Source organism: Acidobacteriota bacterium, from assembly GCA_004299485.1.
Lineage (GTDB): Bacteria > Acidobacteriota > Terriglobia > Terriglobales > SCQP01 > SCQP01.
This window is the reverse complement of sequence record SCQP01000006.1, coordinates 21,806-37,013: the sequence shown is the minus strand read 5'-3', so window position 1 is coordinate 37,013 and position 15,208 is coordinate 21,806. Positions and strand designations below refer to the sequence as shown.

At 67.4% G+C, this 15,208-nt stretch carries 8 protein-coding genes; 5 read left to right on the top strand and 3 right to left on the bottom strand.

All coding sequences use genetic code 11. The annotated features are described in order from the left end of the window. Positions 1 to 16: 16 nt before the first annotated feature. A complete protein-coding gene (locus EPN33_05215) occupies positions 17 to 535 on the bottom strand; it encodes a hypothetical protein (GenBank protein TAN23302.1) in 519 nt (172 codons plus the stop codon). An 87-nt stretch (positions 536 to 622) separates the two neighbouring features. Between EPN33_05215 and EPN33_05210 the strand changes: the two genes are divergently transcribed. The 5 genes from EPN33_05210 (at position 623) to EPN33_05190 (ending at position 9,362) form a co-directional block, all read left to right on the top strand. Continuing rightward, positions 623 to 4,231, top strand: coding sequence for a choice-of-anchor D domain-containing protein (locus EPN33_05210; protein ID TAN23301.1), 3,609 nt, complete (start codon positions 623 to 625; stop codon positions 4,229 to 4,231). 57 nt (positions 4,232 to 4,288) lie between these two features. Further along, positions 4,289 to 4,879 carry a sigma-70 family RNA polymerase sigma factor gene (locus tag EPN33_05205; protein ID TAN23300.1) on the top strand — a complete coding sequence of 197 codons (591 nt, stop codon included), beginning with the start codon at positions 4,289 to 4,291 and terminating at the stop codon, positions 4,877 to 4,879. A 119-nt stretch (positions 4,880 to 4,998) separates the two neighbouring features. After that, positions 4,999 to 7,512, top strand: a complete 2,514-nt coding sequence (locus EPN33_05200; protein TAN23299.1) for a serine/threonine protein kinase — start codon at positions 4,999 to 5,001, stop codon at positions 7,510 to 7,512. 41 nt (positions 7,513 to 7,553) lie between these two features. Continuing rightward, positions 7,554 to 8,642: a c-type cytochrome gene (locus tag EPN33_05195; GenBank protein ID TAN23298.1), complete on the top strand. Its 1,089-nt coding sequence runs from the start codon at positions 7,554 to 7,556 to the stop codon at positions 8,640 to 8,642. 9 nt (positions 8,643 to 8,651) lie between these two features. Further along, complete coding sequence (locus EPN33_05190; GenBank protein ID TAN23297.1) at positions 8,652 to 9,362, top strand: class I SAM-dependent methyltransferase; 711 nt, start codon at positions 8,652 to 8,654, stop codon at positions 9,360 to 9,362. A gap of 263 nt (positions 9,363 to 9,625) precedes the next feature. Here the strand turns inward: EPN33_05190 and EPN33_05185 are convergent, their stop codons facing one another. Both EPN33_05185 and EPN33_05180 read right to left on the bottom strand, forming a co-directional pair. Further along, complete coding sequence (locus tag EPN33_05185) at positions 9,626 to 11,746, bottom strand: VWA domain-containing protein (protein ID TAN23296.1); 2,121 nt, start codon at positions 11,744 to 11,746, stop codon at positions 9,626 to 9,628. Positions 11,747 to 11,750: 4 nt separating this feature from the next. Beyond that, positions 11,751 to 15,032, bottom strand: coding sequence for a carboxypeptidase regulatory-like domain-containing protein (locus EPN33_05180; GenBank protein ID TAN23295.1), 3,282 nt, complete (start codon positions 15,030 to 15,032; stop codon positions 11,751 to 11,753). Between the last annotated feature and the right edge of the window lie 176 nt (positions 15,033 to 15,208).

Here is a 15,208-nt window from a genome sequence, read left to right as displayed (position 1 = left end):
TTAGAACCGGAAGCAGTCAGTGGGCACACTGCGTGCGCGCGGCGGGACCGAGATGCTGGAGCTGGGTGACCAGTTCGGCGTAAGTCGTGCCGCTGGTCTCGATCAGCAAATCCCACGCGCCTTGGGCGGCCGCGTTCGGCGTGCAGTGCAGGGCAGCGGCAAACGCGCGCTGGATGACGGCGGCGCGGGCTGCGGGAAATCGCTCCAGAAAAAGTCGCTGCTGGCGCACCAGCGCCTGCTCGGTCTGCACGCGGGGGTCGTTCGCCGGCACGGCAAGCCAATAGCGCAGCTCGTCTGGGCCGGGCGAACGGCCTAGAACCTGCTGGAACGCCTGCTCGACCAAGGCACGGCGTCCTGGCTGCTGCGCCAGTGGCTCGCCACTTTTTGCCCTGGTCGCTCCCGTTGGTCGCTTGGAGTGCGGGCTTCGATTCCCGGCAGGGTCCGCCCGCTGGCGCTCAGGGCTCCTCCAAGCTGCCGCCAGCAGAACCACGGCCAAGGCCAGACCCAGCAGGGTCAGGACACACCTTTTCCCCATGTTAGAGAACGCGCAAATGGCCGCCGCAGGCTGCCAGTGGCAGCCTTTCGCGGCGGAAGCCGCGTTAGTGGAGTGAGAGGGAAACTTATGACCCGTAGCTTCCACCCCCTGAACTGGCTGGCGCCCGCCGTGGCACTGGCCATTGCCTTGCCCTTAGCCGCGCAGCAGATTACGGTGAAGACCGTCGCCGGCGGCGGGCCGAACAATATTCCGGCAACCGCTGCCAGCCTGAGTCGCCCCGGCAACGGGGCGGCGGATGCGTCCGGGAACTTTCTGTTCCGGGATGAGCAGCACGTGTTCCGGATTGACTCGAAGGGAATCATTACGATCATCGCGGGTACAGGGGCATCCCTGGAATGTGGTGCGAACGGGGATGGCCAGCCGTGTCCGGACAATGGCGACGGCGGTCCAGCGACGGCGGCAACGCTGAGCGATATCTTCGGGATGGCGGTGGATGCGGCGGGCAACATTTATGTCGCCGATTGGGGCAATGGAACGGTGCGGAAAATTGATGCCTCGACTGGCGACATCAGTACCGTAGCCGGTGACGGCACGGTGGGGTTGGCAGGCGACGGCGGACTGGCGCTGAAGGCGGAACTACAGGATCCGGAAGGCCTGGCCGTAGACAGCAGCGGCGATATCTTCCTGGCCGATGAGGCTGGCGGCCGGGTGCGGGAAGTATCGGCGGCGACCGGCAACATTTCGACTATCGCGGGTGGCGGAGGGAGCGGTACGCAGGCGCTGGCGTATGCGTATAAGGAGCCGTCTGCGCTGGCCCTGGATCCCAGCGGCAAGAACCTGTATGTAGCCGACTACATCAACGGCAATATCACGGAAATCAATCTCAGCAACGGCAACGATACCGTGATTGCCGGCGGCGGAAGCGGCGCGGCGGCGGCGGGCATGGCGGCGACCGCGCCGGCGATTACGGGCATCAGCGCCCTGTACGTGGATGCCGCCGGCGACCTGTACTTCGGCGCCGACTCGAGCAGCGGGCAGGTAGTTTGGGAAATCAAAGCGGGGGGAAACACGCTCACCGCGGCGGCGTCGGGGGCCAATCTTGGGACGCATACGCTATACAACATCCGCGGCATATTCGTGGATGGCCATGGGAATCTGGATATAACCGACAACGATGGCCCTTACGTGTACCAGATCCCTGCCGGAGGAACGGCGACGATTCTGGCGGGAAACGGACATTTTTTCAATTCGTTTGTTCACACAGGGGCATCGGATCCGACCTACACGGCGCTGGACTCGGCCATCAACTCCACCGGGGTGTGGCCGGATGGGAGCGGGAATTTGTTGCTGGCGGTGGAGGGCAGCGGCGGCGGCGTGGACGAGATGACAGCGGATGGAAATATCCACAGTATTGCGAGCGACACGGGCACCGGAGCGAAACTCAATGATCCGGAAGACGTGGTCGAGAACGCGGCGGGCGATTTGTTTGTGGGCGACGGCAGCGGCTGCGCGGTCGAGGAGATTACGCCCGCGGGCAGCCTAAGCCTGTACGCCGGAACCGGCACCTGCGGCTATGGCGGTGACGGCGGGCCAGCAGCCAGCGCGGAAATCCATGGTGCTTACGGGTTGGCGATCGATAGCGCGGGCAATCTCTACATTGCCGACTCGAACAACTACCGAGTGCGCCGGGTGGACGCCAAAAGCGGCGTGATCACGACGGTAGCGGGCAACGGGACGTATGGCTTCAGCGGGGATGATGGCGCAGCCACGAGCGCCGAGCTCCTGGGCCCGAACACGATCGCGGTGGACGCCAGTGGCAATTTGTATTTGGCCGACAGCGACGGCGGCACCGACGACGAAGGAATGACCACCGACGTGAAAGGACGCATCCGTGAAGTGAGCGCCAAGAGCGGGGTCATCACCACCGTCGCCGGCTGCGGCTGCGGGACTGCGGGCGCGGGCGATGGCGGTCTGGCCACGGCGGCGACGCTGACGTTTACCGACGGCATCGCGGTCGACGGCGCGGGCAATATCTACGTGGCCGACTCGGGGGCAAGCCGGGTGCGGGAGGTGATCGCCGCGACGGGAAATATCGAAACGCTGGCAGGAACCGGGGTGGATGACTATAGCGGCGAAGGCGGCGCGGCCAGCAAGGCGCACCTCGGCGATCCGGAAACCATACGCCTCGACAACAGCGGCAATTTGTTTGTCGTCGATAACAGCTCCGACCGGGTGCTGGAGATTGTGAATGCGGCCGGGCTGCCCGTACCGGCACCGGCAAGCCTGAGTTTCAGTGCGCAGGCGACGGCGAGTACGAGCGCGGCGGAAACGGTGACGCTGACCAACCCTGGGCTGGCGGCGGAGACAATCACGAGCGTCGCCGCAACTGGGGATTTTGCCGCAATCAATACCTGCGGAGCGTCGCTCGCGGCGGGCGCGAGCTGCACCGTTTCGGTGACGTTCAAGCCCACCGCGACGGGCTCGCGGACCGGCACGCTTTCGGTGCAGACCAATATTGTCACGAATGCAGTGACCGTGGCGCTGAGCGGGACGGGAGCGGCGCCGGCGACGGCAACGCCTTCAGCCACGTCGCTCACGTTCGCCGCACAGGCGACAGGCACGACCAGCGCGGCCCAGAGTATCACCCTGACCAACAGCGGCGGGGTGGCGCTGGCGATCAACTCGATCGCCCTCACCGGACCGTTCGCCCAGACCAATACCTGCGGCTCGAGCGTGGCTGCGGGCAAGACGTGCAGCTTCGCGGTGACGTTTGCGCCCACGGCGACCGGTGCGGCCTCGGGCACGCTCACGGTGAACGACAGCGCCGCCGGTTCGCCGCAGTCGATTGCGCTCAGCGGCACCGGCGTTCTTTCGCAGTTGACGCTGTCGCCCTCGTCGCTGACGTTCAGCGGCGAGCTGGCCGGCTCTACGGCCGCGGCGCAAACCATCACGATCAGCAACGCGGGCAGCGCGGCGATTCCGGTGACCGGCATCACCGTCTCGGGCGATTTTGCCGAGACCAACACTTGCGGCAGCTCGGTGGCGGCAAGCAAGACCTGCACGGTTGCGGTGACGTTTACGCCTACGGCAACCGGCAGCCGGACGGGCACGCTGACGGTGAGCTTTACCGGCAGCGGCTCGCCGGCGACGGCGGCGCTGAGCGGGACCGGAACGGATATGACGGTCGCGGCGGCGAGCGGGTCGGCGACCTCGGCCAGCGTGACCGCGGGCAACTCGGCCAGCTATAGCCTGCTGTTCACGCCGCTCGCAGGCGCCAGTGGCACCTTCAACCTGACCTGCACGGGGGCGCCACAGGGAGCGACTTGCGCGCCCGTACCCAACAGCTTCGGGCTGGGCAGCACCGCGGTACCGGTGAGCGTCAATGTAACCACCCAGGCGCGCTCGGGCGGGCTGATCGCGCCGCCGGCGTCACCAGCACCGCCGGCAGGCTGGCCGGAGCTGGATGGGCTGCTGGCGGCACTCGCCCTGGGCTTACTGGGCGCGGGCTGGCGCGGGCTGGCCGGCCGGCCGCGGGCGCGGCGCTGGCTGGCGGCCGTGGCGGGCATGGGCGCCCTGAGCCTGATGGTAGCCTGCGGCGGCAGTAGCCCCATTCTCGGACCGACGCAACCGACGAGCTCACCCTCCGGCACGCCCGCGGGCACCTACACGCTGACGCTGACGGCAACGGGCACCACCGGAAGCCGGTCACAACAACTCACTCTGACTGTCAATTAGCCGTGGGACAACTCCGGGGCCTCAGTCAGTGTAGAATGCTGGCGAGAGGCCCCCGGAATGAGCGCGGAAGCCGGCGAAATCACGCTGCTGTTGCGCGCCTGGCAGCAAGGCGAGGAGGGCGCGTTCGACCGCCTGGCGCCGCTGGTGTACGAGGACCTGCGGCGCATTGCGCAGCGGGCGCTGCGGGGCGAGCGCGCGGCGCCGACGCTGCAGGCGACGGCGCTGGTGCACGAGGCCTTTCTGCGGCTCAGCCGCCAGAGCGCCGTGGACTGGCAGGAACGGCAGCAGCTCTATGGCGTGGCGGCGCACATGATGCGGCGCATTCTGGTGGATCATGCGCGTGCGCGGCGGGCGGCGAAGCGCACCGCGCCCGAGGCCTGGACGCTGAGCGAATCGAGCGTGGCGCCGCGCGGCGCCGATCTGCTGGCGCTGGACCTTGCCCTGCAAAAACTGGCGGCCATGGATGCGGAGAAATGCCGGCTGGTGGAGCTGCGCTACTTTGCCGGCCTGACGGTCGAAGAGGCAGCAGAGGTGCTGGGCATTTCGTCGCGCAGCGTGGCGCGGCAGTGGACCTGGGCGCGGGCGTGGCTGTACGGGGAGCTGGAGGGCGGCTGCAAAGCGGCTGCAGCCGAAGGCGATGCCGGATGAGGTGAGCGCGGAAGTCCTGTTGGCTGAGCTGGTCGAGCTGGCGCCGGAGGAACGGGTGCGGGGGCTGGCGAGCGCGCCGGCGGCAATCGCACGCGAAGTAGCGCGGCTGCTGGCGTGGCATGATGCCGCGGGCGCTTTTTCTGGAGCCGGCGCTGCCGCCGCGCATTGGACCCTACCGGCCGATTGCCGAGCTGGGGCGCGGCGGCATGGGGGTGGTGTACCTGGCGCTGCGCGCCGATCCGCCGCTGGAGCGCCCCGTGGCGCTCAAGCTGCTGCCGCGGCTGTCGGGCGCGCGCAGCGCGGAGGCGCGGGCGCTGGCGCGGCTGGAGCATCCCCACATCGCCCGCTTTCTCGACGCCGGCACGGCCGAGGACGGCCGCGGCTATCTGGCGATGCAATACATCGCCGGCATCCCGATCGACGCCTGGTGCGAGGAACAGCGGCTGAGCGCGCCGGAGCGGGTGAAGCTCTTCCTGAAGGCGTGCGCGGCCGTGAGCTACGCGCATCAGCAACTGGTGCTGCTGTGCGATCTGAAGCCGGCGCACATTCTGGTCGATGCGGCGGGCGAGCCGCAACTTCTGGATTTTGGCATTGCGCGGCTGCTGGACAGTCATGCCGCAGGCGAGGGTGGCGGCGGGCTGGCGGCCTACATGACGCCGGGCTACGCCAGCCCGGAACAGACACGGGGCGAGCCGCTGACCACGGCGAGTGACGTGTACGCGCTGGGAGCGATTCTGCGGCGGGTGCTGGGGCCAGCCGGCTCGCCCGACCTGGAGGCAATTGCGGCCAAAGCGCAGGCACCGGATGCAGGAGCACGCTACAGTTCGGTGGATGCGCTGGCGCAGGATTTGCGGCGCTCTCTCAACTTCCGGCCGCCGCTGGCGCGGGCGGGGCCGTGGCCGCACCGGGCGCGGCTGCTGTTCCGGCGCCAGCGGACGCTGCTGCTGGCGGGCACGCTCTGGCAGATGCGGCGCGCGCAGCGGGCAGCGCGGCTGGCGGAACAGCGCGGGACGGCGCTACAACAGTTGGCGGCGGCCGATCTGCTGCAACTGGATAGCGCCATTGCGCGCCTGCCGGGCGGCACGCGGGTACGGGAGCAAATGGTGGACGACAGCCTGGCGCGCCTCGAGCGGTTGGCGCGGGAACCAGGCGCGAATGCAGCGGCGCGCTACGATCTGGCCCTGGGGTATCTGAAGCTGGCGCAATTGCAGGGGGCGCCGTACCAGGCCAACCTGGGGCGCACGCAGCAGGCGCTGGCCTCGGCGGAGCAGGCCCTGAGGATGCTGCGGCCGCTCGACGCCGAACAAGCGGTCGAGGCGGAGATGCTGGTGGGACGGATCGAGACCCGGCTGGAACGCTATGCCGCGGCCGAGTCGACGCTGCGGGAGGCGCTGCGGGCCGCCGCGGCGGCGCTGCAGCAAAGACCGGCGGATGCGGCGGCGCAGCAGCAAGTAGCCGCGGCGGCGCTGGCGCTGGGCGATCCGCTGCTGTATCAGCAACACTTGCGGCAGGCGAGCCGGCTCTACGCGCGCGCCCTGGCGCTCAGCCGCGCGCTGGCCGCGCGCGCGCCCAGCGACGTGAACGCGCTGTACGGCCTGAGCACGGCCTATTACCGCCGTGCGGGAGTGGAGTTCGACGAGGCGGAGGCCCTGCGGCTGAGATTCGGGCAACCGGGGGCGGCAGCACCGCAGTACCGGCGCGCGGTGAGCGATTACCGCCGCGCCCGCGATCTGAGCGTGGTGCTGCTGGAAGCGGCGCCGGGGCGGGAGGAGTATCAGCGCTGGAATGCGGGCGTGGACTGCGATCTGGCCGCGGCACTGGCCGCCGCGGGCGCGTATCCGGCGGCGCTGGCGGCGGCCAGCAAAGGCGTCAACGGCGCCGCGGCGCTGGCGGCGGCCGATCCCGCGAACCGGGAAGCTGAGTTCGATCTGGCGGTTGCCTATGGCGCGCGCGCCCAGATGGAACTGCAACGCGCCCCGGCGGCGGCGCGAGCCGATTTCGAACAAGCGGAGGCGCTGGGCGAAAAGCTGGCTGCGGCCGACCCGGCGGACGTGGAAAACATCGGGCGCCTGCGCGGGATGCTGCTTATCGATCTGGAGCACCGGCCGGCGGGAAAGAAGCGCAACCGGCTGGCCCGGCGGGCGTTGGGGTTGGCGCAGCAGAGCGAGCGGCTCGATCCCCTGCGGCCACTGGCGGCAGCCAGTGTTGCCGACAGCGGTGCCGATCTGGCGGCCAGCCTGCTGGCCGCCGGCGATGCGGCCGGCGCGCGAGCGCGGCTGCAGCAGGCGCGGCTGCGCATGGAACGGCTGGCTCGCCGGCCGGCGGCCGATGTCAACCTGCTGCTCAGCGCAGCCCGGATCGAAGCGGCCGCGCCGGCGGTGGCCCGGAGCCGGGAAGCCGCCCGGGAGTTTCTGCAAGAGGCGGCAAACGGGGGCGGCTGCACGAACGCCTTCGATTGCGCGACGGTGAGTGCGGCCAATTGGAAACTGGGGCGCGTGGAGGCGGCACTGGGCGACGCCCGCCGGGGGCTGGCGGCGCTGCCCGATCCTGTCAAGCTGAGCGCGGCGCAGATGGAGCACGGCCTGCAGCGGCTGTGGGGCAGCGCGGGAAGCGCGCGGGCGGGCCATCCCTGAAAGCCGCCGTGGCACGAGAGCATCGGGTGTAGTGTAGGGGCATGCGGCTACTTAGGTTACGTTCGCTTGTCCTTGGTGTGGCTTTGGCGGGCATGGTGGGTTTTGCGGCGGGTCAACAAACGGCAGCGGAGAAGACCGCCGATCAGGTTTTCAAAAATATTCAGGTCTTCCAAGGCAAGCCTGCCAATGAGCTGCGGCCGACGATGGACTTCATCGCCAGCTCGCTGGGCGTGCACTGCAGCTTCTGCCACAACACCGCCGACTTCAGCTCTGACGCCAAACCACCCAAGCGGCGGGCACGGCAGATGGTGGAGATGGTCTACGCCGTCAATAAATCCACCTTCGACGGCCGCGAGGAGGTGAACTGCTACACCTGCCATCGTGGCAGTCCGCATCCGGAAGGGCGGCTGAGCGTGGCCAGCCTGGTGGCGACCTCATCGCCCGGCATTGGCGAACGGGTCTCAGGCGAGGGCGAGGCGCAGGCCTCCCCGGCACGGTCTCAGTTGCCGAGCGCAAAGGACATTCTGAACAAGTACCTCGCGGCCATTGGCGGCACCGACGCCCTGGGCGCGGTGCATGCGGAAACGGTCGAAGCCGAGCGCGCAGGGTTTGGCCGGAACACGCCGGTGACGCTGACGCGCGCAGACGGAAAGCTGCTGCTGGTGGCAGGCACGGCGAAGTCCGGCTATGACGGCGCTCAGTTCTGGACAGTCGGGCGGCGCGGAACCGATCTGGACCCAGAAAGCAGCACCGTCGCGCAGTTGCGCACCGATGTGCCGCTGTATCCGGCAGCCGGGCTCGACGCCGCCAAGGCGCGCGTGTTTGGCGTGCGGACGGTGAACGGCCACAAAGCCTATGTCGTCGCCGTGCGCACCGATCATGGCTTTGCCAGCTACGATTTCGACACCGAAACCGGTTTGCTGCTGCGCTACACCACGGGCGCGCCGACCTATCTCGGCATGCTGCCACTGCAGGTGAACTACGACGACTACCGCGCGGTGGGTGCGATCAAGCTGCCCTTCGCCATCACCTACGCCAACCATGAGTTCCACTGGGAGCGCAAGGTAACGTCCGTGAAGCTGAATCCATCCGTGGATCCGGCCCGCTTCGCAGCACCGTCAGCGAAATAAGCAACCTCGATTGCCGCCCGCCTCATCGGGGCGGAAGTGGACTACGACGCGCTAGCGCCGGTGTACGAGCGTGTCTTCGGGCCGGAAGCGGCCGAGGGCACCTGGCGCACGCTGGAGCGGCTGCTGCTGCCTCACCTATCGCCGCGCGCGCGGGTGCTGGATTTGTGTTGCGGCACCGGCGAAATCACGGCGCGGCTGCTGCGCGCCGGCTTGCGCGTAACCGGCGTCGACCGCTCGCAGGCGATGCTGGCGTACGCGCGGCAGCGGGCGCCGCGGGCGCGCTTCCTTAAAGCCGATATGCGGGAGTTCTGTCCGGAGCCGGGGAGCTTCGCTGCCGTGGTATGCGTTTATAACAGCCTGCCGCATCTCACCAGCACGCGCCAACTCCAGGCGGTGTTCCGAATGGTGGCACGGGCACTGGCGCCAGGCGGGCGCTTCGTTTTTGACCTCTATCCGGAGGAAGCATACAGCCATGGCTGGCGCGGCGTCCGTCCTGCGGATGGTTGCGTGCTGGCAGCGCGCTACGATGCGCAAACCGCCCGCGCGGTAACACAGATCTATTGGGAGGGCGGCAGCGCGGAGCTGCGTATCCGCTGTTATGGCCGCGCGGACCTGCGGCGCCTGTTGCGCGCTGCTGGTCTGGCGGAGGTTCGCAGCTACGCTACCGGCCGTGCCACCGACGGTCGTCAATTCTGGGTCTGTGGCACTGGGCGGAGCTGAAACTCCCGCTCGCTTGGCGAAGGCGACGGCGGTGGTCGCGGTCGGCAGGGTGGCCGGAGCGGCGCACGTGGCGGCAGGGGGAGCCAAATACGGGGTAGACAGTGGTGCGGACCTGGTCCTGAACCCAGCTCGATGCGATCGCCACCACGATCCAGCCCAGAACCCAACCCGCGTCGCGGAGTATATGTATCATAAAATTCATATATGTTAGATGACCTTATAACTCACGGAGTTGCCTGGGCGGCGCCGCTATTCCGGTACGGCTACTTCCCGTCGCTGGTGGGGCGGACGAGCACGGGGACGCGGGGGAAGGCGAAGCGGGTGGCGGAGGGGTCGACGGCATTGACCTGGCAGAGGTAGTAGCCGGGCTTGAGCTCCGACAGGGGGACGTCGAGCTCGATGACCGCGGCGCCGCGGCGCGGGTCGGTGAGGCGCTCGGTGGTGGTGGCCTGGCTGGTGAAGGCCTTGACGCGGCCGTGGTAGAAGGCGACGTTGGTCAGCAGCTTGATGGCGTCCTCGGAGTGGGCCTTGCCTGGCGCGCGGTCGCGCTTGAGGAGCTTGGGATCGTAGACCTCAAAGTACAGGTAGAGGTGCTGGCTGGAAGAGAAGACGTGGCTGACGCTCATCACCAGGGCGCGGCCGGAGGCCGTGAGCGGGTCTTCGGCGTCGGGGCGGACCGCACGGAATTGCGAGCCGACCAGCACCGGACTCATGGCGAGCACGTGCGGCTGCTGGGTTTCGTCGGCACCGACGTTGGGGATGGTGAGCACGGTCTCGAAGGCGCCCATCTGGCCGGTTTGATTTTCACGGACGGCGAAGCGGATTTGATATTTTTGCCCGGGCGAAAGCACAAAGCCGGTGGTGTACTGGAGGTTTCTGGTGCGTAATTGCTGGCCCGGACCGGCGATCTCGGGCGTGAGCCTGATGGTCTGGTAGACGTGATCGAGTTTTCTCCCCGCTTGGTCGATGACTTCGCCGGCAACGTCGACTTCCGGCGCCGCCTTGGGGTCGATGCCGTGCAGCGGAACTTCATCGCCGGGAACGGTGATGGCGACGGGGACGAAATAACGGAAGGGGCTGAGCCGGAACCAGGCGTCGGCGAGGTAGAGATCGAGGGAGTGGTCGGCAACGTCGGCGTTGAGCTCTTCGTCGAGCTGCTGGCGGCGACTGGCCGTATTCATGTGGTGGATGTCGCGCGGTGCGAAGTAGCCCGGGCGCGCCGTAACGCGCGCGCCGGGGCGGTCGATGACGATGCGGATTTTGCGGTACTTGCCGTCCTCGGCGTGATTGGTGCTGCTGTAGCCAAGCAGGTAGTAGGAGCGAGTGTCGCGCTGCACCTGGGTGTAGACGCGGCCGAAATCGTTGGAGGCGAGGAAGGCGCGGCCGCCGGTATCGGTGGCCAGATTGGAGATGGTTTCCTGCTGGGCGAACTGGGCGTTGAGCGTGGCCGACTGTGCGCCGCCGTTGAAGGCGGAGCGGCCGCGGATGCTGCCGGCGTCGGCCGCGCCGCCGGGAGGGTTGGCCTGCAGGCCGCGGGCATCGACGCTGTAGATGGAAGCGTTGGATTTGACGCAGGAATTGACCGCCGAGCGCAGCGTGATTTCGTTATCCACGCCGGAGCGCTGGATACCGCTGGAGAAGTAGATGAGCGATTTTTTCTGGTCGACGCCGCGCAGCATGTCGCAGATGGATTCGACCGCTTCGAGGCTGCGGTCGGCGTTGGCGATGTTGAACTCGGTGTCGTCGGCGGCGAAGCTGTCGCCGTTATCGGCGGTGCCCTCGGTCGTGCCGGTGGCACCAGCGGCGTAGCCGGCAGCGGTAGCGGGATTGAGGCCGCGCAGCGTGTTCCGCAGCGCCGTCTTGTTGCTGGTGAAGTCCTGGTTGACCTGGAGCGAATTACCCAGCGTGGCGATGGCAACCAGATCGGCGGGCTGCATTTGCTTATTGACGAAGGCTTCGGCCTGCTGCATGACGTTCTGGACGTCGTCAGGCTGCATGGTGGTGAGGTCGAAGTACAGGACCATCAGGCGGCGGTTCTGGAAGCGGCTCGCGCCGCCTTTAGGCGGGGCTCCGCCCCGGGCCTCCCGCTGGTCGGCCTCCCCGTTGGTGACCTCGCCAAGGGGGCGGTTGTTGGCTGCGTCGGCAGTGGCTGGGGCCGTCCGCGCATCGACATTTTCGAAATCGAAGCTGAGGATGTGCTGCGGCTTGCCGTCTTCGAGCAGGGTGATGTCGCTGGGCTTGAGATTGGTGATGAGGTTGCCATGGGCGTCGCGCGCGGTCAGGTTGACCAGCACCAGATTGGTGGTGGCCTTGAATTTGAATTGCGGCGCTTGCGCCGCGAGCGGGAGCAACAGCAGGCCAGCGAACAGGAAGGCGCGTTTCATGGCGTTAGAACCTGTAACGGGCGGTGAAGGTGATCTGGCGCGGCGCGCCGAAGCCGGTGATGTCACCGAAGGTAAGGGAGTTGAGGTTGGTGTCCAGACCGGCCCAGTTGGGATGGTTGAGCACGTTGGTGCCGGCGAAGCGGACTTCGAGCGAGCGGAATTCGCCCATGCGGAAGGTTTTGCTCAAGGTGGTGTCGAGATCGATCTGGCCGGGACCGATGATGAGGTTGCGGCCGGCGGTGCCGTAGGCGCCGGCGGCGGGAGCGGTGAAGGCGGCGGTGTTAAAAAAGCCGGTGAGCGAGGGATCGGCCTTGGCAACGGCGGCGCCGGTGACATCGGCGCGCAGGGGCGCGGAGACGCCCAGCGCCTGCAAGCCCTGGGCATTGGAGAAGACGTTGCTCACCAGCGGGGTGAAGGGCTGGCCGCTATCGGCGGTGAACGAGCCGGTGAACTGCCAGTCCCCCAGCACCGAACTCCAGAAGGAGGCGCGGTCACCCCAGTGATGATTGAGGCCGTAGGGAAGCTGCCATTCGTAGGCGAGATGCAAGCGCTGCGTCTGGTTGCCGCTGGAGAGCGCCCATTCGTTGGCGAGGTCGAGATCGTTTTGGGCGATGAGGCCGCCTTCGCCGCCACCGCCGCCGATCTGGGAGGCGTCGTCCATCATTTTGGACCAAGTGTAGGTGGCGCGTAGGCCCACGCTCTGGCTGAGGCGGCGGCTGACGATGAAGCTGCCGCCGTTGTAGAGCGAGTTGCCGCCGGTGGTGTCATAGAGGAAGGGCGGCAGGTTGGGATAGAGCAGGCCGGTGGGGGTGCGGTTGGGGGCGCGCAACTGATCGAGATGAATGCCGCGCGCGCCACTGTAGTCGAGATTGAGCACCCAGACCTGCGCCACCGTGCGCTGAAGATCGATATCCCAAAGATAGGAGTAGCCGATCTGGTAGCCGGGATTGACGCCGTAGGTGTTGACCGCGGTGGAGGCGCCGGCAAAACCGTTGGTCAGGCTCAGCGGTGTGGCCGCCGTGCCGAGGTTGGCCTGATTGACGATGAAGGGCGACTGATAGGCGAGGGCGGTGGCGATATTGGCGTAGGCGCCGGTGTTGTAGGCCATGCCGAAGCCGCCGGTGACGATCATGTTCGCCCAGGAACGCCAGGCGAAACCGAGCGTGGGGCGGAAGTGGCCGTACTCGGGCTGCACGATGGTTGCGGGTACGCCCGCAGCGCCGGCAACTACTGGCGTAAGCGAGCTGAAGCTGGAACCGACGAGGAGATTGGTGAGCCGGTTGTCGAGTTCGGAGTAGGGCGAAATGTATTCCCAGCGCAGGCCATAGTTGAGGGTGAGATTGCCGAGCACCTGCCAGTTGTCGTTGAAGTAGAGGTCGGGCTCGATCTGGCGGAAATAAAACACTCCGCCGCCGAAGCGCTCGGAAGTCTGTTGCGGCAGGCCCAGCAGAAAATCGGCGAAATCGAAGCCGCTGTACTGACCGTCAAAGCTGAAAACGCCGTTGGGGGCGGGATCGGTGTCGGGGTTGCTCTGCAGCCAGCGGAAGTCGCCGCCGAAGCGGATGTTGTGGCGGCCCATGCGGCGGATCATGCCGTCGCTGAGGGAGGTGGTTTGGGAGCGGACGAAATTGGGCGCGATGTCGCGCAGCGGCGTGAAGCCGGAAGCGGTGAAGTTGAGCGTGGGCAGGCCCCAGGCGTTGGAGTCCTGCGCAACGCCCTGAATGCCCGCCTGCGCGGCGACGTTGCGGACATTGGCGTAGAGATTGTTGGCGTCGCTGCGGTTGCGGTTGTAGCTCAGGCTGAACCTGTTGATCCAGCCATCGAGCGGCTGCGTATAGCCCAGGCGCGTATTGATGCCGCGCGTGTTGGTCACGCCGGCGACGTAGGGGAAAAAGACGCCGGGCTGATTGGCGTGCCCGCCTTCGTAGTTGAGGCTGAAGCTGAGGTTGCGGCCACGGCGGAAAAAGCCCGGGCCTCCGCCGGAGGAGGAGCCGAAGCTATGGTTCACGCGCACCGAGATGCGGTTGCGGGTGGTGAGCGAGTTGACGGTATTGGTGTAGTTGAAGTCGCCCACCGCGCCGGGCGTGGGCAGTGGCACGAAGGCCAGCAACGCCGCCGCTGCGGCCGAGATGTCGCCGGTGGGAATGGTGTTGCTGTTGAAAGGCTGGCCGGTCTGCGGGTTGGTGATGGTGATAGGCGTGCCGCTGCGGCTGGTCAAACCCTGGAAATCGCCCTGGCGCTCGAGCCGCGTCGGCACCAGGGCGCTAACGTTGCTGAGCTCGGCATCATGGGCGCCGCTGTAGCTGAAGAACAAATGCGTCTTGCCGTGATCGTTGAAGACGCCGGGAATGACCAGCGGCGTGCTGACGGAAGCCGAATAGGACTGGTTGGCGACGTTGGGCGGATGCACAGTCGAGGAGCGGCCGTTGAGGGAATCGGGCAGGGCGTTGAGGGCAGAATCGGCAAGCGAGTAGCTGAGGCTGCCGTGGGGCTGATTGAAGCGGCTTTGGAAGCTGCGAAAGTTGAAGCGGCCGCCGCCGCCGCCGAAGCCACCACTGCCCCGGCCGCCAAAGCCGCCGCGTCCCCCGCCGCCGGCAGGGGCGCCGGGGATGCCGCCGTTGGCGTGCAGCATCGCCTGAATTTGCCGGCCATTCATGGGTTGCTCGTCCTCGCTGGCGGCGCCGGCGACGACGGTGGCATCGGTGGCGGCGGTGTCGCTCATGCCGGCGATGCCGCTGTCGACGGCGCCAGCGTCGGCGTTGCCGGTGATTTCGCCCGTCTGGCTCACGTCGAGCTGCCTGTAGCGGCTCGCGCCACCACTAGAGGAGCTTCGCCCCGCCAACCTGCCACTGGCAGGCTGGCCCCGTTGGTCGGCCTCCCCCTTTGCCGCGCTGCGCGGTTGAATCTGCGCCACGGTAGTCGCCGTAGGCCCGGTTGCCAGCGCCAGTTGCAGTTGCAATGGCGCTGGGGCAGCGCCGGAGGATGGGACGGTCACCTGCGACTTGAAGGGCGCAAAGGCGAGCATTTCGGTCTCGATGGCAAACACGCCGGGATGGGCCACGCGGGCAGTGAAACGGCCGGCCTCATCCGTGGTGGTGACGTAATGCTGGCCGGTGGCGGGATCGGTGATGGTGACGGTAACGCCGGGAATGGCCAAACCGTCAGCTTCGACGCGGCCCGAGATTTGGGCGGCAAAGACCGGTTTGCCGGTCTGCCCAATAAGCGGCAGCGTTGCGAGCGCGGCTGCCAGGAACGCAACATGATAAAACCGTAGAGGCGGGCGCATAGGCTCCTCGTGGTTCGGATGGACACTAATACGTCCCGCCGATACGCCGGTTACGGCCGCAACTTTTATTGGCGCGGGACCGCTGCGCGGCCCGCTTACCGTTGCGTCAGGCCGGGGACCCGCGGCCCCGGCCCGGTGCAACGGGCCGGAGTTGCTAAACGTATAATTAAGGCAAC

Bases quoted from the DNA above. Each gene is read 5' to 3' on its own strand.
- EPN33_05195 (TAN23298.1), top strand. From the start codon at position 7,554: ATGCGGCTACTTAGGTTACGTTCGCTTGTCCTTGGTGTGGCTTTGGCG.
- EPN33_05200 (TAN23299.1), top strand. From the start codon at position 4,999: ATGATGCCGCGGGCGCTTTTTCTGGAGCCGGCGCTGCCGCCGCGCATT.
- EPN33_05180 (TAN23295.1), bottom strand. From the start codon at position 15,032: ATGCGCCCGCCTCTACGGTTTTATCATGTTGCGTTCCTGGCAGCCGCG.
- EPN33_05205 (TAN23300.1), top strand. From the start codon at position 4,289: ATGAGCGCGGAAGCCGGCGAAATCACGCTGCTGTTGCGCGCCTGGCAG.
- EPN33_05185 (TAN23296.1), bottom strand. From the start codon at position 11,746: ATGAAACGCGCCTTCCTGTTCGCTGGCCTGCTGTTGCTCCCGCTCGCG.
- EPN33_05215 (TAN23302.1), bottom strand. From the start codon at position 535: ATGGGGAAAAGGTGTGTCCTGACCCTGCTGGGTCTGGCCTTGGCCGTG.
- EPN33_05210 (TAN23301.1), top strand. From the start codon at position 623: ATGACCCGTAGCTTCCACCCCCTGAACTGGCTGGCGCCCGCCGTGGCA.